The sequence below is a fragment of the Cohnella massiliensis genome, assembly GCF_900169535.1.
GTDB classification, from domain to species: Bacteria; Bacillota; Bacilli; order Paenibacillales; family Paenibacillaceae; genus Cohnella; species Cohnella algarum.
Map to the genome: position 1 here is coordinate 475,335 of NZ_LT821258.1, position 22,376 is coordinate 497,710.

The 22,376-nt window shown below is 59.1% G+C and carries 17 protein-coding genes; 6 read left to right on the forward strand and 11 right to left on the reverse strand.

All coding sequences use genetic code 11. The features are described 5' to 3' along the window. Positions 1-784: 784 nt before the first annotated feature. The gene (locus B7E11_RS11880) at positions 785-2,428 is read right to left on the reverse strand and encodes a hypothetical protein (RefSeq protein ID WP_080834585.1); all 1,644 of its coding nucleotides are present in this window, start codon (positions 2,426-2,428) and stop codon (positions 785-787) included. Positions 2,429-2,675: 247 nt separating this feature from the next. Between B7E11_RS11880 and B7E11_RS11885 the strand changes: the two genes are divergently transcribed. From B7E11_RS11885 to nagA, 3 genes are read left to right on the forward strand one after another with little or no spacing between them, the layout of a single operon-like run. Next, a complete protein-coding gene (locus tag B7E11_RS11885) occupies positions 2,676-3,530 on the forward strand; it encodes a MurR/RpiR family transcriptional regulator (protein WP_080834587.1) in 855 nt (284 codons plus the stop codon). 6 nt (positions 3,531-3,536) lie between these two features. Next, a complete protein-coding gene (nagB, locus tag B7E11_RS11890; RefSeq protein ID WP_080834588.1) occupies positions 3,537-4,265 on the forward strand; it encodes a glucosamine-6-phosphate deaminase in 729 nt (242 codons plus the stop codon). Positions 4,266-4,282: 17 nt separating this feature from the next. After that, entirely contained in the window at positions 4,283-5,467 is a 1,185-nt protein-coding gene (nagA, locus tag B7E11_RS11895) for an N-acetylglucosamine-6-phosphate deacetylase (protein ID WP_245809689.1), read from the forward strand. Between the two features lie 95 nt (positions 5,468-5,562). Here the strand turns inward: nagA and B7E11_RS11900 are convergent, their stop codons facing one another. The 6 genes from B7E11_RS11900 to B7E11_RS11920 all read right to left on the reverse strand — a co-directional run bounded on the left by B7E11_RS11900 (position 5,563) and on the right by B7E11_RS11920 (position 13,404). Next, complete coding sequence (locus B7E11_RS11900) at positions 5,563-6,984, reverse strand: FMN-binding glutamate synthase family protein (protein ID WP_080834592.1); 1,422 nt, start codon at positions 6,982-6,984, stop codon at positions 5,563-5,565. Continuing rightward, positions 6,968-7,261 (reverse strand): hypothetical protein, encoded by a 294-nt coding sequence (locus B7E11_RS11905; RefSeq protein ID WP_080834595.1) that lies wholly within the window; start codon positions 7,259-7,261, stop codon positions 6,968-6,970. The genes B7E11_RS11900 and B7E11_RS11905 overlap by 17 nt, the downstream gene beginning before the upstream one ends. A gap of 251 nt (positions 7,262-7,512) precedes the next feature. Beyond that, positions 7,513-7,674: a hypothetical protein gene (locus B7E11_RS29535; RefSeq protein ID WP_176220706.1), complete on the reverse strand. Its 162-nt coding sequence runs from the start codon at positions 7,672-7,674 to the stop codon at positions 7,513-7,515. Positions 7,675-7,706: 32 nt separating this feature from the next. Continuing rightward, on the reverse strand, positions 7,707-11,081 hold the full coding sequence (locus B7E11_RS11910) for a carboxypeptidase regulatory-like domain-containing protein (protein WP_080834597.1): 3,375 nt from the start codon (positions 11,079-11,081) through the stop codon (positions 7,707-7,709). Between the two features lie 165 nt (positions 11,082-11,246). Continuing rightward, positions 11,247-12,143: an aldo/keto reductase gene (locus tag B7E11_RS11915; RefSeq protein WP_080834598.1), complete on the reverse strand. Its 897-nt coding sequence runs from the start codon at positions 12,141-12,143 to the stop codon at positions 11,247-11,249. 160 nt (positions 12,144-12,303) lie between these two features. Then, positions 12,304-13,404, reverse strand: coding sequence for a ParM/StbA family protein (locus tag B7E11_RS11920; protein ID WP_080834600.1), 1,101 nt, complete (start codon positions 13,402-13,404; stop codon positions 12,304-12,306). Positions 13,405-13,610: 206 nt separating this feature from the next. Between B7E11_RS11920 and B7E11_RS11925 the strand changes: the two genes are divergently transcribed. The 3 genes from B7E11_RS11925 to B7E11_RS11935 all read left to right on the forward strand — a co-directional run bounded on the left by B7E11_RS11925 (position 13,611) and on the right by B7E11_RS11935 (position 16,245). Next, complete coding sequence (locus B7E11_RS11925; RefSeq protein ID WP_080834601.1) at positions 13,611-14,591, forward strand: M23 family metallopeptidase; 981 nt, start codon at positions 13,611-13,613, stop codon at positions 14,589-14,591. A 3-nt stretch (positions 14,592-14,594) separates the two neighbouring features. Next, positions 14,595-15,038, forward strand: coding sequence for a bactofilin family protein (locus tag B7E11_RS11930; protein WP_080834603.1), 444 nt, complete (start codon positions 14,595-14,597; stop codon positions 15,036-15,038). Between the two features lie 148 nt (positions 15,039-15,186). Next, positions 15,187-16,245, forward strand: a complete 1,059-nt coding sequence (locus B7E11_RS11935) for an LCP family protein (RefSeq protein ID WP_080834606.1) — start codon at positions 15,187-15,189, stop codon at positions 16,243-16,245. A 537-nt stretch (positions 16,246-16,782) separates the two neighbouring features. On the opposite strand, the gene B7E11_RS11940 is transcribed toward B7E11_RS11935, so the two are convergent. The 4 genes from B7E11_RS11940 to B7E11_RS11955 all read right to left on the reverse strand — a co-directional run bounded on the left by B7E11_RS11940 (position 16,783) and on the right by B7E11_RS11955 (position 22,207). Then, positions 16,783-18,834, reverse strand: coding sequence for a DUF2264 domain-containing protein (locus B7E11_RS11940; protein WP_080835500.1), 2,052 nt, complete (start codon positions 18,832-18,834; stop codon positions 16,783-16,785). A gap of 130 nt (positions 18,835-18,964) precedes the next feature. Beyond that, positions 18,965-19,804, reverse strand: coding sequence for a carbohydrate ABC transporter permease (locus B7E11_RS11945; protein WP_080834608.1), 840 nt, complete (start codon positions 19,802-19,804; stop codon positions 18,965-18,967). A 12-nt stretch (positions 19,805-19,816) separates the two neighbouring features. After that, entirely contained in the window at positions 19,817-20,731 is a 915-nt protein-coding gene (locus B7E11_RS11950) for a carbohydrate ABC transporter permease (protein WP_080834610.1), read from the reverse strand. Between the two features lie 117 nt (positions 20,732-20,848). Then, positions 20,849-22,207, reverse strand: coding sequence for an ABC transporter substrate-binding protein (locus B7E11_RS11955; RefSeq protein WP_080835503.1), 1,359 nt, complete (start codon positions 22,205-22,207; stop codon positions 20,849-20,851). Positions 22,208-22,376: the final 169 nt, after the last annotated feature.

Here is a 22,376-nt window from a genome sequence, read left to right on the forward strand (position 1 = left end):
CGGTTCGGCATATGCGCCGCAAGCATGCGTATCGCGGGATGAGAGGAGTCATCACGACTCAACTGGATCGGCAGCGGTGGCGCGAAAGCGGCGAGATGAGTCATTTTTACTCAATTGCGTCCGGCTTAATGCGCATGGCAGGTTGAGATGAGTCATCACGACTCAACTGGATCGGCAGTGTGCATGCGAAAGCGGCAAGATGAGTCATTTTTACTCAATTGCGTCCGGCTTTATGCGCATGGCAGGTTGAGATGAGTCATCACGACTCAACTGGATCGGCAGCGGTGGCGCGAAAGCGGCGAGATGAGTCAATTTTACTCAATTGCGTCCGGCTTTATTCGCATGGCAGGTTGAGATGAGTCATCACGACTCAACTGGATCGGCAGTGTGCATGCGAAAGCGGCGAGATGAGTCATTTTTACTCAAATACGTCCGGCTTTATTCGCATGGCGGGGTAAAATGAGTCATCACGACTCAACTGGATCGGCAGTGTGCATGCGAAAGCGGCAAGATGAGTCATTTTTACTCGAGGCGGGATGAGATGGGCGGCCACGACTCAACCGGATCCACCGGAGGGCCGCCGTCATGAGCGAAACACCGCGCGCTGGGAGCTGCGTGAAAAGCCGACTTCCGGAGCGGATGGGGAGACTTCGTCCGAGAAACGTTCCCGCTGCCCGGCCAGAGCCTGCGCTCCGCGAGCTTCATGCGAACCTTATCTTACTCGTTAAAACCAGGATCGATAAAAAAATACCGCCGGCATTTCGGCGGTATTCGTTCATTCCATTTACACCGTATAATCGTCAAACGCAATCGTCTCGCCGTTAACGGCCGCCTGCGATAGACCTCCGGCGCCGACCGTCAGCTCCAGAAGGTCCCGTCCCCGGTCGCCGCGGTAGCTCGCCTTCATGCCGTCGGCCGTTGCTTCGAAAACCGGAGGCTGTCCGGACATCTTCTCCGCGAAAGCTTCCAGCCCCTCCACACCGTCTTCGCCGGCTTCCGATTCGCTCACCGCTTCGACGACGACGCCGTTGCGCAAGCCTTCGCTTACGACCACGCAGCGGTCCTCCTGCTCCTCCAGCTTGTAGCCCCGATGGAGAAAAACCGCCAGGTAGACGCCTTCGACCCGCCCGAACAAAGCCTGCGAACGCTGCAGCCATTCGCCTTTCGGCAAGATGCCGATGACCCGGTCGTCGGCGCCTTCCGGAATCGGGTAAAGCGAAATAATCGTGTTGCGATGAAACAGCACTTCGCCGATTCCGCTTTGCCCGCGTCCGCTGCCGGCCGCGGCAGACGGATCGAGGTGGAAGAAGTAGGCCTGGTTGACGCTGTCGCTTCCCGTAAGCGGAAAGGTGACGTCCCAGCGGTGCTGCTCATTGGCGAATTCCTCGACCCGCTCCCAAATGCCTCCGGCGGCGAAACGCTCCGTTATGTATACATAACGGTGTACCGTTTGCCGGTCGGGGCTTCCCGCGTTCAGCACCGAAATCCGCTTTTCGACAACGGGCTCGCGGCGGCCGACCGCCGTTTCCCGCACTTCGGGCGCAGCTTCATAAAAGAGGAAACCCGCGTACTCGGTGCGCGGCAATTTTTCCGGGAGGGGAAAATCGCCGAACTGGACGTAATCGAACAAAACGTTCGCATCGCGGGGCACATCGTGCGCGCGGGCCCGGGAATGCGGTCCGACCCACGTTCCCTTCAAATAATAGCGGGCCCGCTCCTCCCACAAGTAATCGAGCATTTCGGACAGGTCCCAGTTGATGTCGGCATCTTCCACAAGCTCCCACGCCGCGGTAAACGCCTGCACCCAGTGCCAGAACCACGGAAGTCCGCCGTACTCGCTCATGCCGTTTTCCCGCAGATGGTCAAGCGTATCCAGCAGGCTGCGATGGCCGTCCGCGAGCAGTTCCTCATCCTTGAACATGTCTCCGAAAATGAGCTTGGCCGCCGTATATTTCGCGTCGTGGTGGCTGAAGCGGTTTTCCTTCGCGTAAAAACGGCTGCGGTAAACGTGCTTCAGCGCTTCCTCGAACGCCGTCTGCAGCGGCTTGCTCAGCAAATGCTTGTAATGCCGGCAGAACACCGCCATCAGACTGCCCATCAGCTCGATCGGGAGCGGGTCCAAAGGAGCCTTCTGCGGAACGGGATCGAGCCGCAGCGGCCAATGGCCGTACATGTCGCTGGCCGGGTCCTGATTTTGCAGCCGGATGACCGCGAGCAGCACCTGGGACGCCTTCGCGGCCGCCATTTCCTTGTCGAACGGAAGCTGCATCGCCGGATCGACAGCCGCAGCGAACAAATACGAAGCATAGTAGAAGTTGTCTCTAATATCGTGATGAAACCACAGCCCGCCACCCAAGGTCGGATGCTTCTGCGCTTTGCATGCAATGGTGTAAATCAGCTTTTTTTGCCGTGTCTGATAAGAGCTCATCTGCCATCGCCGTCGCTTTCCAAAGTGTTCAATTTCGGTTATTCCCGTTTTCCTTTTACCATCATAATTCACATGGAGGGCGAGCGCAAAGGGAACTGTTGTAGATTACCCTCATTTTCTCGCTTTTCGAGGAATTTAGCCGTTGTTTTTTTTGTCAAAATCGGCTATCTTTAAGGTGTCATGAAAATTATTTTCTTTTTATTTTCGTTTACTGTGTAAAATTTTTTCCCGAACGAGGTGTATCGCCTTGAGCATCCGCCATGCGATCCGGGACCGGATGGATGCGCTGCATCCGAAGGAACGCGAATTGGCCTCCTATCTGCTGGACCATGCGCAGGAAGCCGTCCGCATGACGATTTCGGAGCTCGCGCGCGAATCCGGAAGCAGCACCGCGACGGTTTCCCGTTTTTGCCGGTCGCTTCATTTCAGCAGCTTTTCCGACTTCAAGCTAAAGCTCGGAGCGGAATTGGCCCAGCAGACGGCAGCGTCGCAATACCAGGACATCGTTGCCGGCAATCCGCTGGAGCAGATCGTGAAGGCGATCACGGACAATCACTTGCGGTCGCTGACCGACACGACGCGGCTGCTCGATCGCGGCCAGCTGCAAACGGCGATCGAGGCGCTTCATGCCGCCTCCCGAATCGACCTTTACGGCGTTGCGACGTCCGGCATCGTCGCGCACGATTTTCACCATAAGCTCATTCAAATCGGCAAGGTCGCCTCCGTGTTTTCCGATCCGCATATGATGCTGACTTCCGCCGATTCATTGACCGAGCGGGACGTTGCGGTCGCCATTTCGTATTCGGGCGAAACGCCGGAAACGATCCGGGCCCTGCGCTGCGCGACCGAACGGGGCGCAACCGGCATCGCGATCACGCAGTTCGGCACGAACACGCTCGCTTCCGCCGCATCGGTCAAGCTGTTCACTTCCTCGTCGGAAGCCGGAATGCGGCGGGGCGACATGGCTTCGCGCATGGCGCAGCTGCACGTCATCGACATTGTGTTCACGGGACTCGTCAGCGAGCATTTCGGCGAATACGTTCCCCGCCTGGAAAGCTCGTACCGGACGGTCCAACAATACACGAGCCAAAAGGAGATTTAACCTTCCATGAACATTTTGACGTTCGATTCCAACGAAAAACTGAACGAAGCGGGCGCGAACATTATCGCCGGACTCGTTCAAACGCAGCCGAAGGCGGTGCTGGGACTGGCGACCGGCGGCACGCCGGTCGGCATTTACGAACGGCTCGTCAGCGATTTCAAGCGCGGGCTGTTCAGCTTCAGCCAGGCGACTTCGTTCAATCTTGACGAATACGTCGGCCTCGATAAGAAACACCAGCAAAGCTACTACGCCTATATGCATGAGCACTTATTCAATCATATCGACCTGCCGGCCGAGCGGGCCCACATTCCGAACGGCAACGCGCCGGACCCTCAAGCCGAATGCGAGCGCTACGACCGGCTGATCGCCGACGCGGGACAAATCGACCTGCAGCTGCTCGGCATCGGGCACAACGGCCATATCGGGTTCAACGAGCCCGCGCACGCGTTGATTCGCGGCACGCACGTCGTGGATTTGGCCGAGGAAACGTTGAAAGCGAACGCGAGGTTTTTCGACAGCGTCGACGAAGTGCCGAAGCAGGCGATCACGATGGGCGTCGGCACGATTCTCAAAGCGAAAACGATTCTGCTTGTCGTGCGCGGAGCGGATAAGGCCGACATCGTCCATCGCGCCCTTACGGGTCCGATAACGACGGATTGCCCGGCATCCCTGCTGCAAACGCACCCTCACCTGGTCGTCCTGCTGGACAAAGAAGCCGCGGGGAAACTTTCATGACGGGAGCTGAATCTGAAATGGAGAAGATCAAGACGGATACGCTCATGGAAGGAGGACGCGTCGTCACGCCGGAAGGGACTCTCGAATGCGGCTGGATCTGGCTGCGCGACGGCGTCATTGCCGGCATCGGCGGGTCTACGGACCCCGTGCCGTCCGAAGCCGGCTCCGCCGAGAGAATCGACGGCCGCGGCGGCTGGGTCGTGCCGGGCTTCGTCGACGTGCATGTGCACGGCGGAGCGGGCTACGACTTCATGTTCGCCGAACGGGAAGGTCTCGATGCGATCGCGAAATTCCACGCCCGGCACGGCACGACGGCGCTGCTCGCCACTTCGCTCACGTCGCCCCGCGATCAGCTGACCGCCGTTCTCGACCGGGTGAGCCGCTATATGGCGGAACCGATGCCGTACGCCCAGATACTCGGCGTTCATTTCGAAGGTCCGTTCGTCAGCGTGAAATGGAAAGGCGCCCAGAACGCAGACTACATTTTGCCGCCTCAAAGAGAATGGCTCGAAGATTGGACGCGCGCCTATCCGGGCATCATCAAGATGCAGACGCTCGCGCCGGAAGCCGAAGGCGCGCTCGAATATATCGATCTGCTTGTCGCAAACGGCATCGTTCCTTCCGCGGGACATACCGATGCGACCTACGCGCAGATGACGGCCGCGGCGGAACGGGGACTGCGCCATGCGGTTCATACCTTCAACGGCATGCGCCCGTTCCATCACCGGGAGCCGGGCACGGCCGGCGCGATCATGGCGGACGACCGGATCGCCGCCGAAGTGATCGCCGACGGACATCACGTTCATCCGGCCGCCATCCGCGTGCTGGTCAAGGCCAAAGGCGTCGACAACGTCGTGCTCATCACCGACGCAATGGAAGCCGCCGGCATGCCGGACGGGCAATACACGCTCGGCGAATTGCCCGTCACGATGAAGGACGGCGTTGCGCGATTGGCCGAGGGAAACTTGGCCGGAAGCACGCTCACGATGATCGACGCGTTCCGCCTGATGGTTCGCGAGGCTGGCGTGACCGTCGAGGAAGCGAGCCGCATGGCCAGCCGCAATCCGGCCCGGCAGCTGGGGCTGGACACGACCCATGGGTCGCTTGCGCCCGGCAAGCGCGCGGACGTGCTGCTGCTCGACGACGCCCTTCGCCTGAAAGGGGTCTGGATCGGCGGGACTCGTTTGGCGGAAACGGAATAACGGCCGATTCGGGCCGTACCCGCAAATAGCAACCGCTCAGCCAAAATAACGGCCTCTCGAGGCCGTTATTCGCGTGCAAGGGTTCGACATGCTTTTTAATGCAGCGGGGCTTGCGATCGTTCGGCCGTTTCTTCGGAAGGAACGAAAAACGGCGCCGTCTCTTCGAAAAAGCGGTTTTGCCGCGCCGGAGCGACGTAGCCGAGCTCGATCCCGGTCGCTTTCGCCACGAAAGGATCGATCGCGCACAAATCGGACTTGGAAATGTCCGCGAGCGACGTTTTGCCGAGGGAAACGGCGACCTGCTCCATTTCCATCGCGCACGCGTTCAAATAGCGGGCCAGATTGGCCGCCGCTTGGTCGATATTCAGCTCGCTCGTCAATTTTCCGGTATAGACGACCAGGCTTGTCGGCGGCTCGAACGGAACGGTCTCGACCATTTGCTCGCTCGCGAGCGCCATGAGCGCCGCGGTTCCGATGTAGACGGCGTCGGCGCCCAGCGCGATCGCTTTCAGCATTTGTCCCGGGGTGATCAAGCCCCCCGTCGCGATCAGTTGGACGTCCGAGACGGCGCCTTTATCGGCCAGAAAAGCCGCCGCCCGCGCCACCGCAAACAACGTCGGCAGCCCGACGTCGTCCTGCAGCGACGGAGCGCCGCCGTGCGTTCCGCCCTCCGCGCCGTCGACCGTCACGAAGTCTACCCCTGCCTCGACGGCTACTTGCAGTTCTTTTTCCAAATGATGCGTGGCGGCGATTTTCAATCCGACCGGAACGCCGGTTTCGTCCCGGAGCCTTCGAACCAATCGGACAAAATCGTCCTGCGTATCGACTCCGGGAAGCCGGGAATGGATGACGGCGTCTTCGCCTTCGGCAAGGCCGAACACCTCCCGAAAATCGTTCCCGATATTTTTGGCCGACGTCCGCTGCGAAGTCGACCCCTGCGCGCCCTGGCCCAACTGGATTTCGATCGCGTTCAGCCGCATATAGGCTTCGGGCGAATTCATCCAGCCGCCGCGGTTGTATTGACCGATCAGCAGCCGGGCCGCGTTTCTTTCCTCCTCCATCAATCCCGCTTCCCCGGTGTTGGTTGCCGTTCCCGCGGCGGTTGCCGCCTTGGCCAGGGCGATTTTCGCGCTTTTGCTCAATGCCCCGCCGAACGACATGGCCGCGATCATTACCGGCATCGAAAGCGTCAGCGGCTTCCTCGCGCGGCGGCCGATCGTGACGGCCGTTTGAATGCGAACGTTTTCCGGCGTCGGAAAGCGGAAAAGATGCACGGGGTTGAACAGAAGCTTCTCCCATGGGGAAAAATGCAGCGGAGAGCCGAGCGGGCGGGAAATCGGCGTCCCCTGATTCGCCCGCATGGCGATTTCCGCCAGGTTGGTCAGCCCTACCTTCCTCGTGGCCGGCACCATTTCGAATAAATTTTCGGTATACTGGTCCCGGACGATGCGCAGGATCGCCTTGTCTACCGTTTCGTTAAGCGCGGAGCGGATCCAGCCTTCAATGAGTCTCCGCATGCCGCTTGCTCTCCTTCGGGTCGCCGCCATCGAGGGATTGCCGAAGCCCGTCGATTTTTTGCGCCATCGACAAGCACATATGCTTGATCGTTCCGAGCTGCCGCGACGCTTGCTGCTCTTCCACCGCGATATCCGCCAGTCCCCGATGATCGAAACCGTTCAATTTGGTGAAATGATCGTGCTCGATCGTGGACAGCGTGCCCGCCATCGTTTCGATCCGGTTCAGTTCGGAATGAAGGTAGGACAATGTGTTTTTCAGCTCTTGCATTTGCTCCATCACGCAGCACCTTCTCTTTGATTATTCGAGGTTCGGCCGGTCCCGTCCCGATGAAACGGGCCTTCCGGCATTTCCCGTTGTGCACGCCTCAGCTTTTGCACATTGGCTTTCCTTTATTCAGACCGCCCGGCAAGGATACGATAAAAAGCCTCCCGCTTCCTCTGAAGGAAGCGAAGAGGCTCTTGCCGAACTTCGTTTGGACAAACTGCATCTCGGATTGCGATGATTGCGGGTTTAGTTGGCTTTGGCGATCAACTGGACATGACAAGCTGTCGCTTGTAGAAATCCCCGTCCCATACGAACTCCCAGAAATGGTCCGCTTCGGTGAACTTGACGGACAGCACTTCGAGGGCGGGCTCCACCCACTCCTTTTTCCGGATCGTTCCCTCGGCTGCCGACGGCATCGTTGTCATTTTCTCCACCTCCTTTCTTCCGCGTCCTTATGTTAAGGCAGCTGGTTGATCGTGCCGGCGTTGAAGTCGGCAAACCAAATGCGTTCGACGTTCCCCGCCTTGTCGATGCTTCTCCACTCGAGCGTCTCCGTCGTCTCCGGGTAAACGGTGAAGGAACCGCCGTACGCCTTCCAGGCGCCTCCGTTAATCCGGTATTCCGTTTTTGCCCCGGCCTCATTCGCTCTCAAGGTTACGTTCAAAGCCGCGATATAACGTCCGTCGTTCGACCGTACCTCCTTCAAATCGTACGAGGTTGCCGGCGGGACGACATCGCGGGAAGCGGACAGGTTGACTTCCTGCGTCTGTCCTGCGGTAACGGCGAACGGCTCGGAGACGACTTCGGCCGCTTCGATCCGGTAACGCCCCGGCTCCAGCTTCGCGAACCGGTAAGATCCGTCCGCTCCCGTCTCCGTCCTGGCCGAAGGAGACGTGCCGCCCTCCTTGAATAGCCGGACCTCGGACGCCCCGAGAGGCTGGCCATCTTTATCCGTGATCGTTCCCTCGACCGCTCCCGCGATCGGGATGACGGTTAACGGAGGAAGAGTCGTCGTTTGTCCCGCCGAAATTTGCAGCGAGGCGAAATCCGATGTGTATTTGTAAAGGGAATCCTCGTATGCGGCTTTGATCCGGTAATCGCCGGGCGTCCTTTTGGCGTGAAGGAACTTTCCGTCCTGGTCCGTAAACGCCCGCGCTATCGCGTCGGCTCCTTTATACAGCGTAACCTCTACATTCGAAACCGGCGCGCCGTCCAGTTTGACGACCGTTCCCGCCGCCGCGCCGTCGATGACGCGAATGACGATATCCCCCGCCTGAACGGTCTGGCCGGTTTCGATCCGGAACGGCCCGGAGAGATCCGACGCATACGAATACGTTGCGTCGGAATAGATCGCCTTGAGCTGATATTGCCCCGGCTCGACCGCATTCAGGTTGAATTTCCCGGATGCGTCGGTCAATGCCGAACTGCTGGAGTAGGTACTTCCCGTTTTATACAAGGAGACCGACGCGTCCTTAACCGGTTGTCCGGAAGCGTTCTTGACCGTTCCGGTTACGGCTCCGCGGATGACGCGCAGCGTCAGACGCTCTGCCGGCGCGCTGTCGCCGCGGTTGACGACAAAGTGCGCGCTGTCGCTCGATTCGTAAGAATAGGTTCCGTCGGAATAAACGGCTTTCACCCGATATTCGCCGACGTCGATTTGCCGGAACTGGTATTGACCCAACCCGTCCGAATCGGTGCTGTTGATGCGATAACCGTTATCTCCGGCGTAAAGATAGATCTTCGCATCTTTGACAGGCTTCCCTTCTTCGTCTACGACCTCGCCGATAATAGCCCCGTTCGTCGGCGACAGGCTCAAGTCCTTCACGAGAGTCGCCTGGCCGTTCGCGATCGTGTACAGCTCCGACGAGAGCTCCGATTCGTAAGTGTAATTGGAATCGTAGTATTTGGCTTTGACCCGATACGTACCGGCGTCCACGCGAGAAATCGCAAAATTGCCGAGACTGTTGGTCGTACTGTACGCGGTGTGGCTCGTAGCTCCGTCCTTGTACAAGTAAACCGTCGCGCCCTCGACGGGGTTTCCGTCCCGGTCGCGAACAGTGCCGACGGCCGCGCCCTTGACCGGCGAAGCGGTAAGATGGATCGTCGTCGTCTCCCCGGGGACAACCGCCCGTTTCGGACTGAACTCCGATTTAAAGGTATACAGCGCGGTGTTGTACGCCGCCTGGACCCGATAGTCGCCAGGCTCCCGATTCCAAAACAAATAGTTGCCCGCCGCCCCCGTTGCCGTAAACCCCGAATCGCCGGTCCGGTCTCCCTGGTACAGGTAAACGGTGGCGGCTTCGACCGGCGCTCCCGTATCGTCCGTCACTTTGCCCGCGATCTGGCCGTTTGTGGGAGCCATTTTCAGATCGACGACTTCCAGTCCCGAGCTGACGGCGACGATGTCCGAAAACTCCGATAGCATCGTGTAATTCCCGTTGTTGTACCTTGCTTGAACCCTGTACTCCCCGGGCTCCAGCGTCCGGAAGCTGTAGTTTCCGCTGTAATCCGTCGACGTGGAATTGATGTGGCCGGTACCGGAAGCCCGGTATAAATAAACCGTGGCATTGTAGATCAAATTTCCGTCGGCGTCCGTTACGGTTCCTTTAAACCCGGTTAATTTCGTTGCGCTTGCGTAGTCCGCAAGTCGAAGCGAGTTCGCCGCTACTTCGCCCGCGCGGACATCGAATACGGGCGATTCCGCCGTATAAGTAACGGTTGCCGGACGGAAATTCACGACCATCCGGTAGGGGCCGGGCGCCAGCTTGGTGAAAAACACGTTGCCGTTGACGTTGGTGTACCCGGAGGCGGCGCTGACGCTGGTGCTGCCTTTGTACAAATAGACGAGCGCGTTCGCCACGGGATTGCCGTCGGCGTCCGTTACGTTGGCGCTGGCGGCCCCCTGCCCGGTTTTCAGGTTCAAGCTCCCGGACGCCGCTAAATTTCCCGGCGTCACTTCGAAGGACTCCGAAAGCTCCGACTCATAATTGTAAAAAAACGTCGAATAGGTCGCTTTTGCTTGATAAGTGCCGGGGGCGACGTTTTTCAGCATGGCATCCCCGGCGTTGTCCGTTCGCACGTTTGCGGCGCTGACGGACGATCCGTCCCTGTAAAGATTGACGGTCGCGCTATTGATCGGTTCGCCGTTCGGCCCGGCGACGGCCGCGGCGACCGCTCCCTTGGTCGGTACCGCCGTCAATTCGCCCGCTTGCGCCGTTGTTCCGGCGGATACCGCAACGGGGCTGCTGAACTCGGATTCGAAAGTGTACGGGCCTATGCCGGTAGAAACCTTCGTCCGGTACTCACCTGCGGCCACTTTGGGAAAGAGAAACATTCCCCTGCTGTCCGCTTCGACCGTGACGCTCGAACTTGTCGAAGAGCCCTTGTACAGATACATTTTGGCTCCGGGCAACGGATTTCCGTTCCCGTCCTTGACGATCCCCGACACGGCGCCGTCCACGGCATCGATCGTCAATTCGTAGACCGTCGTTTCCCCGGCGGCCACCTGGGCGTATGCCGAATAACCGCTGTCGTACGTATATGTTTCATAGTTGCGTTTGGCCTGTACGCGATAATTGCCCGGCTCGACGTTGTTCAGCCAAAAATTGCCCCTTGCGTTCGTGCTTGTCGTAGATGGATTGTTGCTGCCTTCCTTGTAAACATAAACGGTGGCGCTTTGCGCCGGAAGGCCGTTCTTCTCATAGACGGTCCCGGCCACGACCCCCTTGGCGGCCGTTTCGGCCTTGGCGAACATCGGCGGAAGCGCGCCTGCAGCCAAGAGTAACGCGACAACGACCAGCATGATTTTTCGACTGCTGCGGGATAATCCCATAACCAAAACCAATTCCTCCTCCTCGATACAATCCGACTCAAAATGAACATATGATACGAAATGTATCTTAGCAAAACAGGCATCGCTTTTTCTGTAATCGAAATTACAAAATGCAAAAAAAATAGCGGCTGCCGTAAGCGCCGCTAAATTCTTCTATAAGAGATATTACTCCAACCCGATCCAATCCGGCTCGGCCGCTTCCTTCCACCGCTCCCGAATGGAACGATACGTCTCTTCCGGCAGCGGGCCTTCGTCCAGCAACGCCGCATTCGTCCGCCAGCGTTCGGGGTTTTTCGTGCCGACGATCGCCGTATGCACGCCCGGAACGGCCAGGGCGAACCTTAACGCCGTACCGACCGACCGTTCGTCTTTGGACCTGAGCGCTTCGTAATCCAGCTTTTGCAGCCGCTGCCAATAATCCTGATGATAGGCATTGTCCGGTTTTGCATCGTAGCGCCAAGCGAAATTGGCGATCGGACGCTTGACGATGACGCCCATCCCCCGCGCTGCGGCTTCGGGAAGCGTCAGCTCGATCGCTTCCTGATCGGCGACGTTCACGGACGTCATAAGCGAATCGAACGCGCCCGTCCGCACGGCGTACAGCGCATCCGTATGATCGCCGCTGTACCCGATATACCTCGTTTTTCCTTTTTCCTTGGCCCGCTGCAGCACCTCGATCGCCTCTCCGCGCCGAAGCGTTTCCTCGCTGCAAGTGTGAAGGTGGATGACGTCGACGTAATCCGTCCGCAAACGCCGAAGACTGCGATCGATGCTAAGTTCGAGCAGCTTCGGATCCCAGTTCGGCAGATCGAATCCGCTGGCATGTCCGCATTTGGTGAACAAAAAATAGTCGTCTCGGCGACTCGCGACCGTTTGGCCGATCAGCTCCTCGCTATTGGCATAGCATTCCGCGGTATCGATCACGTTGAGCCCCGAATCGAGAGCATCGTTCAGCAGCTTTTCGACCTGGGCCGGCGTTGCGCCTTCGAATCCGATTTCCGCCCCGCCGAAGCCGAGCACGCTGACCTGCATATCCGTTTTTCCGTACGCTCGCTTTTCCATTTTGCGGATCCCTCCTTGATTGGCATACGCTTACATTATAGCAAACGGCCGCTCCGCTTTCCCGTTCGCCCAAGAGGAACAGATCCCTTTCGGAAAAAGCAATGAAGGCCGTCCCCGAGCGGCCGCAATGGCCGCTTCCGGACAGCCTCCGATCGTCCGATCAGAACGAACCGGCTTCGGACTGGTTCATTTTGTTGCGGGCGAGCTTCAAATAGCCGTACACGTTCTGAAGCTCGCTGTTTTCGACGAAGCGGAGCCGGATCGATTCCGCCGCTTCCACTATGTATGGCTTCAATGCCGCCGCCCCGCCGCCGAGCACGTAAAAGCACTGGATATCGGGGTATTTCTTCCACCGCTTGCGAATGAGGTCGACGATCTTCTGGGCGGCGCGCCGGAAATACGTGTCGACGATCGGCCGAATGTCCGCTTGCCCTTCCCCGACCCGTTGAATCGCATACTGATGATTGCGGATTCGCTGGACCAGCTTCGTGCGGCTCGGGAACCGGTACCCGTACTCGTCTTCGACATCGCGGATGATCGCGTCGAGGTACGACGCCAATCCCAATTGCTCCCCCGTGCTGAACTGATTGTCGATGCTCATCCGCTTCACGACCGGAAAATCGGTCGTCAGCGCCCCCATTTCGCAAATGCCGATGCAGCCGTAGTACAGCTCTTCGTCCTTGACCTGCAAATTGTCGTTCGTCGCCATGTTGAACAAGGCCGCCGCTCCTTCGACCGATATAATCGCGCGCCGGATGTTCAAGCGAATCGTCCGCCCTTTCAGCTTGGGCGTGGACAGAAACGTGACTTCATGTTCCCCGACAAGCCTTTCTTCGAATGCCTTATGGAATTTGGCGTACGTACGCACCGGAAGCCCGGTGCCGATGATATACTCCGCTTCTTCCGTCGTCTGGCCGGGCGTCGGCGTTATCGCGCCGGAAATCGCGCTGGAATAGGCCAACGCGGTAAGCGCCACGATCAGCGCCTGGTCGCTCGTCGCCTTGTTGTCCGTTTCTTCCAGTTCGTTGTTGTCCTGATCCTCCGAAGCGAGCAGGCCGACGAAGTAGCGGGCGCTCTTTCTTTTCAGCTTCGGGCTGTAAACCATCACATCCATCGCTTTAAGCGGAGCGTCTTCTTCCTGAAGCACATGACGCTCATATCCGGGCGAAACGACGTTGGGGATGATGACCGGTTCGCTCAATCCGTTCACAACCAATTTCACGCTGTCGTTGCCGATATCGATCCCCGCCATTCTGATCATGCGCATTCCTCCTAAACCTAATCCACAAGGCCTAATTTTTCGGTATTTTTTCTAATTATATAACAATTAATGACACCTAGTATCCTACGAAATACTCGTTTTTAAGAATAATTTGGCAATCAAAAAGGATTTTTGTCCCAAATTGTCGAAGGAAAGAGAAACGGAAAATTCGGATTGATCGGAAATCGGGAGGAAAGAAGAAGGATATGAAGTGGAGCAGGAAGTCCTATACCGTGGTCCTTATTCCGGATGCGAACCGGGCGGTTCGCCGTTTTAACGTGTCCGCAGCCATCCTTTTTTCGCTGTCGCTGCTGTTCGTCCTGGCCGTGGCCGTAGCCGCTTTATCCTCCTATTTATTTTTGAAAAACGCGCGCCAGGTCGACGACCTGAAACAATCCCTATCCGCGGCCAGCCAGCAGTACGAAGCGATCATTTCGAATAAAGACAACAGCATCGAAAGCCTGCAAACCCAGGTAGCCGGACTGTCCGAGCAAGCCGATTCGATCCGGAAGGGCCTGAACGAAGTTAAGCAGCTGGAATCCCAGGTCAAGCAGATGGTCGGCATCTCGTCCGGCGATACCGCGGTGGAAGCGGTCGACGGCATGCCGGCCGACGGAGGCGTCGGCGGCGAAGAAATCGAGCTCACGGATCAAAACATGAACGAGCTCGTATCCGATACGTGGGCGGACTACGGCATGATCGGGAAGCAAATCGAAGAGCTCAAAACGGAGCTCCAATCGACCAAGCAAGCGGTTCTCAAAGAGCAGGAGGCGCTGCGCGCCGTTCCGACGCTGTGGCCGACGGACAGCCGGCGCCTTACGTCCTTGTTCGGCGTGCGAACCGACCCGTTTTCCAAAAAAGCGAGATTCCATGCCGGCATCGATATCGGCGGCCAAGTCGGCGATCCGATTTACGCGGCCGCGGACGGCACGGTCACGCTCTCGGAAGAAAGCTCGGCCGAAGGCCTCAACATCGCGATCGACCATACGAACGGCATTCAAACCCGGTACATGCATTTGAGCGAGCTCATCGCCCGAAAGGGAGATAAAGTCGAAAAGGGCGACGTCATCGGATTGCTAGGCAACACCGGCCGCAGCACCGGTCCCCATTTGCATTTCGAAGTGATCGCGAACGGCGAACATGCCGATCCGCTGTCTTATTTGAAAACCACCTTGAAAGGAAAGTGACGAATGTTCGGCAAAAAGGCTAAAATCGATCCCGGAACGACCGACACGCTGATCGGCGAAGGGAGCACCTTCGAAGGCAAGATCAAATCTCAGGCCAGCGTCCGGCTCGAGGGCGAGATCACCGGCGATATCGAATGCGAGGGCGACGTGATCGTCGGCGAGAACGGCATCGCGAAATCCAACGTTTCCGCCCGCAACATCGTGCTCGCCGGCAAAGTGCACGGAAACGTGAACGCCAAAGGAAATTTGACGATCAAGGCGAGCGGCCGGCTGTACGGCAACCTGACGGCCGTCGAACTGGCCATCGAGCCCGGCGGCGTGTTTCATGGCGAAAGCAAAATGGAAAGCAAGGACGCCGACGCGATGCCGCCCGAGCCTGCAAAGTCCATCCAGGAGCCGGAAACCGTGCCCAGGGAAACCGGCGAAAACGTGCTTAAAGCCTGGTAGTTCGCGCTTTGCCCGGATCTTAACCGAATCAGAGCCCGGCATCGGTTCGTTCGCGGCCGATTCCGGGCTTTTTTAGAATTTTGAAAGTGCAACCATATTCGATTCGAATCGTCTAATCAAATGAAATTTTTATTTCCGGAGGATTACGATGAAACTCAACTTTCCGAAAACCAAACTTCGCCGAACGATGCTCGGCGTCGGCGTCTTTTTATGCATCGTCGTGATCGGTGTCGCCGCTTATGCGGGATACCTGGTGTACAAAACGGATTCGGCCCTGAATCAAATCGCCGCGCCGAACGATCCGTCGCCTTCGGCTTCCGCTCCGGCGGCATCGGAAGAACCCGAGCCGGAAGCGGAGGAGTCGCCCCGGGCGATTACGTTTCTGCTCGCGGGAGTCGATTCCCGGTCGGGCAGCGGCGGGACGCTCAACACGGACGTGCTGATGCTCGCCAGCCTGAACCCGCAAACCCATACCGCCAAAATCGTTTCCCTGCCCCGCGATATGCATCTGAAACCGAAGACGCTGGAGGACCACAAGGCGAACTACTATTACGCTTATTTTTACAATAAAGACAAAGAGACGGCGATCGCCAATACGAAAAACTTTTACAGCGAGCTGTTCCAGCTGCCGATCGATTACATGGCCGTCATCAACTTCGAAGGACTGAGCCAACTGGTCGATGCGCTCGGCGGGCTCACGATCGATGTCGATATGGACATGAAATACCGGGATAACGCGGACGGAACGAATATCGATCTGAAAAAGGGCGTGCAGGAGCTAAGCGGCAAGGAAGTGCTCGACTTCGTGCGCTACCGCAAATCGAACGGCGGCACCGGGCAGTCCTCCGATATTGAGCGCAACGGCCGCCAGCAGCAGGTCATTTCCCAGATCGTCGGCAAGCTTGCCTCCTTCAAAGGCGTGACGCAGTGGGACGACGTTATCGACATTGTCGGCGACAACGTGCGCAGCGACATTCCGAAGTCCGAGCTTCGCGACTGGATTTTGAATTTCGGCAGCATGAAGCCGGACGTCATCCAATCGATTCCGCTCGAAACGCGCTGGGAAAGTCCGTATATTCTCGTGGACGAAGACGATTTGAACGAAGCGATAACCTCGCTCCGGTCGGAAGCCGGACTCCCGCCCGCGAACGATTTGAAGCTGGCCGACGTCGTCAGCGTCGATCCATCCTCGGACTCCGTGCAGTGACTCGAACCAATCGGCCTTCCCGCCCACCATCCCCGGCAAAAGCGACCGCCAGCTCCGTCGACAGCAGCAAGCATGCGGCTGGCGGGACGAGATGAGTAATCATGACTCAACTGGAGCGTTAACGTGCGTGCGGAGACGGCGAGATGAGTAAATTTTACTCAAGTGCGTGCGGCTGTTGGCGCTTGGCGGGTCGAGATGAGTAGTCACGACTCAACTGGAGCGTTAACGTGCGTGCGGAGACGGCGAGATGAGTGAATTTTACTCAAGTGCGTGCGGCTGAAGGCGCTTGGCGGGGCGAGATGAGTAATTACGACTCAACTGGAGCGTTAACGTGCGTGCGGAGACGGCGAGATGAGTGAATTTTACTCAAGTGCGTGCGGCTGAAGGCGCTTGGCGGGGCGAGAAGCGGTGAACGGAGGGCAGAGCCAACATTTCCTCTGAAAAAACGCCGGAAGGACGGCCTCGGTCTTTCCGGCGTTTTTAGCGTTAAGCGCGGGCGGCAATCGACGACGACGGCGCAAGCCGATTGTCGAACGGCTAGCCGTCCGCGCCCGCGGGCGAACCGTTCGCGCGACCCTCGCCCGACCCGTTCGGCTCGCCCATCACGGCGCAAACGAGCCAGTGCACGCCCGGATCGAGGTCTGCCAGAAGCGTCGGAATGACCGTGCGCGGATGCAGCACGTTCGTGTTCGCTTGCGGGAACACGAGCTCCGCCCGCCCGTAGCCGCGCAGCCCGCGTATGCCGCTCGCGCCGAAGGAGCAGCGGGCAAACGCCGACAGCTCCGGCGTTGCCGCCGCTGCGGCCGACGAAGCGGCCGCCCCCCTCACTGCCGCTGAGACGGTCGAATTCGCCGCAACGGACGAGGCGGATGAGACAATCGAGGCTAGCGAAGCCGCTGAAACCGGCGAGGCGGGCAAGGCAATCGATAGCGGCAAAGCTATGGCAACCGGCGGAGCTATCGGGCCGGAAGCAGTCGAGGTCGCCGAAGCTGACGAGGCGGGCGCGCACGGCGCTTCGCGGCTTTTCGCCGCCTGCAAATCCGCCGCGAACGGCCCGCCCTCGATTTTCGCCGCCCGCAGATCCGCCGCGCACGGCGCCCCCTCGCTTCTCTCCGTGCGCAAATCCGCCGCGGCCGGCAGCGCGAAGCCCCCTTCGGCCGCGGTCAACGGCCGCGCCGTCCGCACGCGGTGAACCCGGACATGCCAAGGCAGCCCGGGAAAGAGCCACGTGCGCACCTCGACGTCGCTCCACGGCTTCCACCGGCTGTACGGCACGTTGCCTGACAGCCGGGTCTCTTCGCTGAGACGGCGAACCCGGAACAGGTTGTCCCGCTCGCTCAGCGCCAGCGTCGAGTCGAACGCGCCCTGGGCAAGCCCCCATTCGCCTCGCGGGACGCTGAACCCGAACGCGGTCGAGTACGCGAACTTTTCATATTTGGCCGCGGCGTGCGTATGCTCGTTCGTGCCGCCGTGGCCGCAGTTGAAGGCGACGACGTGGTCCGTCTCCCGCCGGCGGCATACGACGAGATGCGGAGCCCGCTGAACCGAACGGCTCGGCAAATCGGGAAGCGGCTCCTCGTCGGCAAGCCAGAACGGGTGGTCGTCCGCCAGCGCCAGCGGCAGGAACGCCTTGAGCGCCCAATACGGCGAGCACGGCGAGTTGTAGTTTTCCGCCATGACCAGGTTCGGGTACGCGTAGCCGACGGCCAGCGTTCCGTCGGCATTGAACGCCGGCTGGCAAAGCCACCGCCTGAGGTTGCGCAGGACGATGCCCTTGACGACGCCCGGGGCATAAACGCCGACGTCCGCGTAAGCGAGCGCGCCCCAAAACGCCGACTGCGCGAACCGGTACGTCAGGCTCCGCCCGTAGGGCAGCGCGGACCCGTCTTCCGCGAACCAGCAAACGAAATCGCGGGCGAACGCCGCCGCCCGTTCCTTGAACCGGCCGCACCGCGCCGGATCGTCTTCCGCCATCAGCTTCGCGTACAGCAGCCCGAAAAAATGCATCGCGAACGGCGCGTAATAGTCGCTGTGCCCGCCCGGGCCGTCGGCGTACCAGCCGCCGCCCAGCGCGAACGCTTCGATGCGGTCAAGGTCCCGCTGCATCCCGTCCGCGTCGTAAGGCAGGCCGACCTTGCGAAAGCCCAACCCCGCGAGAACGCGGAAAAACAGCCAATTGCAATCGTGCAGCGAGCGTTCGCCGATCTGCCCAAGCCATTCGGCGAGCCTTCGCTTCTCTTCCGCCGCGAGCGGCGTCCACAGCTTCTCCGGCGCCAGCGCCAGCGCGTAGCCGAACGCGGCCATTTCGACGAGCCGCTGGTCGTAGTCGCCCGCTTTCCCCCAATACTCCGGATGGCCGGGATCGGATCCGTTCGCCATCCCCCGCAGCACGACCGGGAGGAGCGGATCCTCCCCGCCTCCCGCCAGCAGCGGCACGAGCCCCCACAGCGCGCGGGAAAACCCCTCCAGTTCCGCCACGCCGGCGGGATAACCGGCCCCGTGCGCGCCTTCGCCGAGACGGACGCGGGCGCCCCCCTCGCTGTAATGCGGCCTCAGCGGCGCCAGCAATTCGCGCAGCGCAAGGCGCATATCCTCCCGCGTCCGCAGCGGATTGCGGGCCGGCCCGTTCGAGAACGCCACGTCGATCCCTCCTTGTTTCCGCCTACGAAATCGCCAAACGCCGCAACCGGACTCGCCCGGCCCGAGTCGAATCGTCCGATCAGCCTTTGATGCCGGACGTCGCGATCCCCTGGACGAAATATTTTTGCACCGCGAGAAAAACAATCAGCACCGGGATGATAGAAACGACGCTCGCGGCCATGATCAGGCCGTATTCGGCCGAATATTGCGAAATGAACATGCGGAGGCCGATCTGGATCGTTTTTAATTCGGTTTTGGTCAAATAGATCATCGGCCCGAGGAAATCGTTCCAGGTGGACACGAACGTAAAAATCGTCAGCGTCGACAGCGCCGGCTTCGACAGCGGCAGCATGATTTTCGCCCAAATGCCGTATTCGTTCATCCCGTCGATGCGCGCGGCCTCGCACAGTTCGTCCGGAATTCCCTGATAAAATTGCCGCATCAGAAACACGCCGAACGCCGAGAAAGCCTGCAGCAGGATGATGGACAGATGCGTGTTGTTCAGCCCCATCGACCGCATCAGGATGAATTGCGGCACCATGTAGGCCTGCCAAGGGATCGCGATGGTGGCGATGTAGCCGAGAAACAGCGCATGCTTGCCCCGGAATTTCAATTTCGAGAACGCGTACGCCGCGAAGCTGGAAGTAAGCAGCTGGAGGACGGTGACGATCACGGACAGCTTGGCCGTGTTGTAAATGAACGTCCCGAGCGGAATCCGGGTCCAGATGTCCTTGAAATTTTCCCAGCGCGGGCTATCGGGAATCCACTGAATCGGGAAGGAAAAGACGTCCTTGCTCAGCTTCAGCGAAGCGGACAGCATCCACGCGAACGGCACCAGCATGCACAACACGGTCAAAGCCAGCGAAATATAGACAAGCGCCATAAAGGCCGCGTTCCATCCTTTTTTCGAATCCGCCATGCCCGAAGCCTCCTATTGTCCGTACTTCTTCTCGCCATGGAATTGAACGAGCGTGATGCCGAGAACGATCAGGAACAGGACGATCGCCATGGCGCTGGAATAGCCGAAGTCCAGGGAGCGGAACGCCGTGTTGTAAATCTGGTACACCAGGATGCGGGTCGTGTCGTTGAGCTGGTTGTCGGCGCCGGCGAAAAGATTGATGAAAATGTCGTATACCTTGAACGAGTTGATGATCAGAATCATCAGCACGAAAAAAGTCGCGGGCGCGAGCTGCGGAATCGTCACGTTCCAAAACCGCTGCCACGCGTTCGCTCCGTCCAGGTGGGCGGCTTCGTGCAATTCGGGGTTGACCCCCTGCAGGCCGGCCAGGTAGATGACCATGTAGTAGCCCATGTTTTTCCATACGGTGAACAGGACGACGGTAAACATGGCCCAGTCTTTGTCCGCGGCCCAGCGGGGGAGCTCCTCGAACGGAATGCCGGTCAGCGCGTTCAACAGATTGTTCACCGGCCCCAGCGTCGGACTGAAAATAAAATTCCAGACCGCCGCCACCGCGACCAGCGAAGTGACGTACGGAAAGAAGAACACGGTTCGGAGAAAATTCCGCGCCGCGATTTTCCGGTTCAGGAGCACGGCCAGCGCCAGCGCGCACGCCATCGTCAGCGGGACGACGCCGATCGTGTACACGACGGTGTTCCACAGCGCTTTATGAAACGCGGCGTCATGGAGCAGCCGGTCGAAGTTGCGCAGCCCGACGAACGCCATCGGATTGGCTCCGTCCCATTCGACGAAGGCGAGCACGAACGCGAACGCCATCGGGACGAGGGTAAACACGGCGAATCCGATGAAGTTCGGCGCAATGAAGCTGTAGGCGACCAGATGATGGCGCACGCTTTTCGATAACCGCGGCTTATGATCCTTGGGCATGATTTCTCCTCCAATCGCCCGAATCCGAACGAAAGAATGCGATCCTTTGCGGCTCTTCGATCCGCGGAGAAGGGCGGGCCGCCGCCCGCCCTTCGAAAGACTTCCCGATCGTTTCGCCTAGCTGCCGAGAACTTGCTTTACCCGGGTCGTCATGTCCTGCAAGCCTTCGTCGATCGTCACGTTGCTGGTCATGATGTTGTCGTGAGCCTCGTTCAGGATGAGCTCGATATCCGCGCTTTTTTCATGCAGCGGCATTTCGAGATACGTCTTCGCCGTCTTCAGCGCTTCCTTGCTGTTTTCGTCGTTCGGGAACCCTTCGATGGACGCGATGGAGGCGACGACCTCGTCGTTTTTGATCGCCGGAATGGCGCCGGTCCGAGCGATGACCGCGGCTCCCTCTTCGCCGGTGACGAATTTCAGGAAATCGAGGGCGGCTTCCTTGTTGGCCGATTTCCGGTTGACGGCAAGCGAGGTGATCGTGCCCAGCGTCGTTCCCGGTTCGACGCCTTCCGGGTGCGGATACTTCGCGATGCCCCAGTTTTTCGCGAGCGACTCGCCGCTTTTCACTTTGTCGATCTGCGTCGAAATAAACCAGCTGCCCATGTTCATCATCGCGACGGAATTGTTGTAGAACACGCCGGAATAGTGGGTGCTGGACGTTTTCAGCGTGGCGTAGTCCATGACGATGCCGTCCTTTTGCTGGTTCAAAATCCGCTCATAGGTCGGCTTCAGGAAATCGTATTCGCCGTCAATGATCGTATGCTGTCCGTCCAGGATGCCGAACAATTGAACCGCGCTTCGCCACGTATGGTAATGGGCGCCGTATACCTTGTTCGCCCCGCTTCCGGAGGTCAGCTTTCTCGCCAGCTCGTCATACTGCTCGAGCGTCATGTCGTTCGTCGGATAGTCGACGCCCGCCGCGTCGAACAGATCCTTGTTGTAGTACAAGATCCAGAAGTCGCTGCGGAACGGAAGCGCATACACTTCGTCGTTCATTTGAATCTGCTCGACCGTGCCGCCGTACGCCGACGTATCGATGCCCTGCTCGCGAACGAAGCCGTTCAGCGGCTCCAGGTGGTTTTGCTTGACGAGGTTCGCGTAGCCGGGAATGTCTTTGATGGTCAGGACGTCCAAATCCGCGCCGCCCGAAAGCTGCGTGCTCAGCATCGTCATAAAGTCGGTCGATCCGAGGTCCACGTACTCGATCGTGACGTTCGGATGCTCCTTCTTATAGGCGTCGATCAGCGGCTGGTAATAGGCCGTCGCTTCCCAATCCCACAGCGCCCACTTTAACGTGACGGGCTCGTCGCCCGCTTCTGCGGAAGCGCTTGCAGACGATTCCGCGGAAGGAGAAGCCGAGGGCGATGCCGTCGCGGCGCCGTTCGCGCCGTTGTTCGAATTGCCGGAACAGCCGGCGAGCAGTCCCAACGAAAGCACGGTTGCCAAGGTGAATCCGAAAGCTTTTTTCCATTTCATCGTCATGGCCCCTTTTCGTCCGATTTGACCTGCGATTCGGGTAGGCCGAACCTCATCTCGATTGTATCGGATTCCGGTCGGCCGCGGCATGCAATTTCAACCGCAGTTCCTTCACTTTCTTTCGCGTTTTCCCGAAATCCGGTCCGAAACCGGTAATTTTCTATGCAAA

Excerpts from the sequence above, each read along its gene's own strand:
- B7E11_RS11880 (WP_080834585.1), bottom strand. The coding sequence starts at position 2,428 with ATGAGCTCTTATCAGACACGGCAAAAAAAGCTGATTTACACCATTGCA.
- nagB (WP_080834588.1), top strand. The coding sequence starts at position 3,537 with ATGAACATTTTGACGTTCGATTCCAACGAAAAACTGAACGAAGCGGGC.
- nagA (WP_245809689.1), top strand. The coding sequence starts at position 4,283 with ATGGAGAAGATCAAGACGGATACGCTCATGGAAGGAGGACGCGTCGTC.
- B7E11_RS11900 (WP_080834592.1), bottom strand. The coding sequence starts at position 6,984 with ATGCGGAGACTCATTGAAGGCTGGATCCGCTCCGCGCTTAACGAAACG.
- B7E11_RS11905 (WP_080834595.1), bottom strand. The coding sequence starts at position 7,261 with ATGGAGCAAATGCAAGAGCTGAAAAACACATTGTCCTACCTTCATTCC.
- B7E11_RS29535 (WP_176220706.1), bottom strand. The coding sequence starts at position 7,674 with ATGACAACGATGCCGTCGGCAGCCGAGGGAACGATCCGGAAAAAGGAG.
- B7E11_RS11910 (WP_080834597.1), bottom strand. The coding sequence starts at position 11,081 with ATGGGATTATCCCGCAGCAGTCGAAAAATCATGCTGGTCGTTGTCGCG.
- B7E11_RS11915 (WP_080834598.1), bottom strand. The coding sequence starts at position 12,143 with ATGGAAAAGCGAGCGTACGGAAAAACGGATATGCAGGTCAGCGTGCTC.
- B7E11_RS11920 (WP_080834600.1), bottom strand. The coding sequence starts at position 13,404 with ATGATCAGAATGGCGGGGATCGATATCGGCAACGACAGCGTGAAATTG.
- B7E11_RS11925 (WP_080834601.1), top strand. The coding sequence starts at position 13,611 with ATGAAGTGGAGCAGGAAGTCCTATACCGTGGTCCTTATTCCGGATGCG.
- B7E11_RS11930 (WP_080834603.1), top strand. The coding sequence starts at position 14,595 with ATGTTCGGCAAAAAGGCTAAAATCGATCCCGGAACGACCGACACGCTG.
- B7E11_RS11935 (WP_080834606.1), top strand. The coding sequence starts at position 15,187 with ATGAAACTCAACTTTCCGAAAACCAAACTTCGCCGAACGATGCTCGGC.
- B7E11_RS11940 (WP_080835500.1), bottom strand. The coding sequence starts at position 18,834 with ATGCGCCTTGCGCTGCGCGAATTGCTGGCGCCGCTGAGGCCGCATTAC.
- B7E11_RS11945 (WP_080834608.1), bottom strand. The coding sequence starts at position 19,804 with ATGGCGGATTCGAAAAAAGGATGGAACGCGGCCTTTATGGCGCTTGTC.
- B7E11_RS11950 (WP_080834610.1), bottom strand. The coding sequence starts at position 20,731 with ATGCCCAAGGATCATAAGCCGCGGTTATCGAAAAGCGTGCGCCATCAT.
- B7E11_RS11955 (WP_080835503.1), bottom strand. The coding sequence starts at position 22,207 with ATGAAATGGAAAAAAGCTTTCGGATTCACCTTGGCAACCGTGCTTTCG.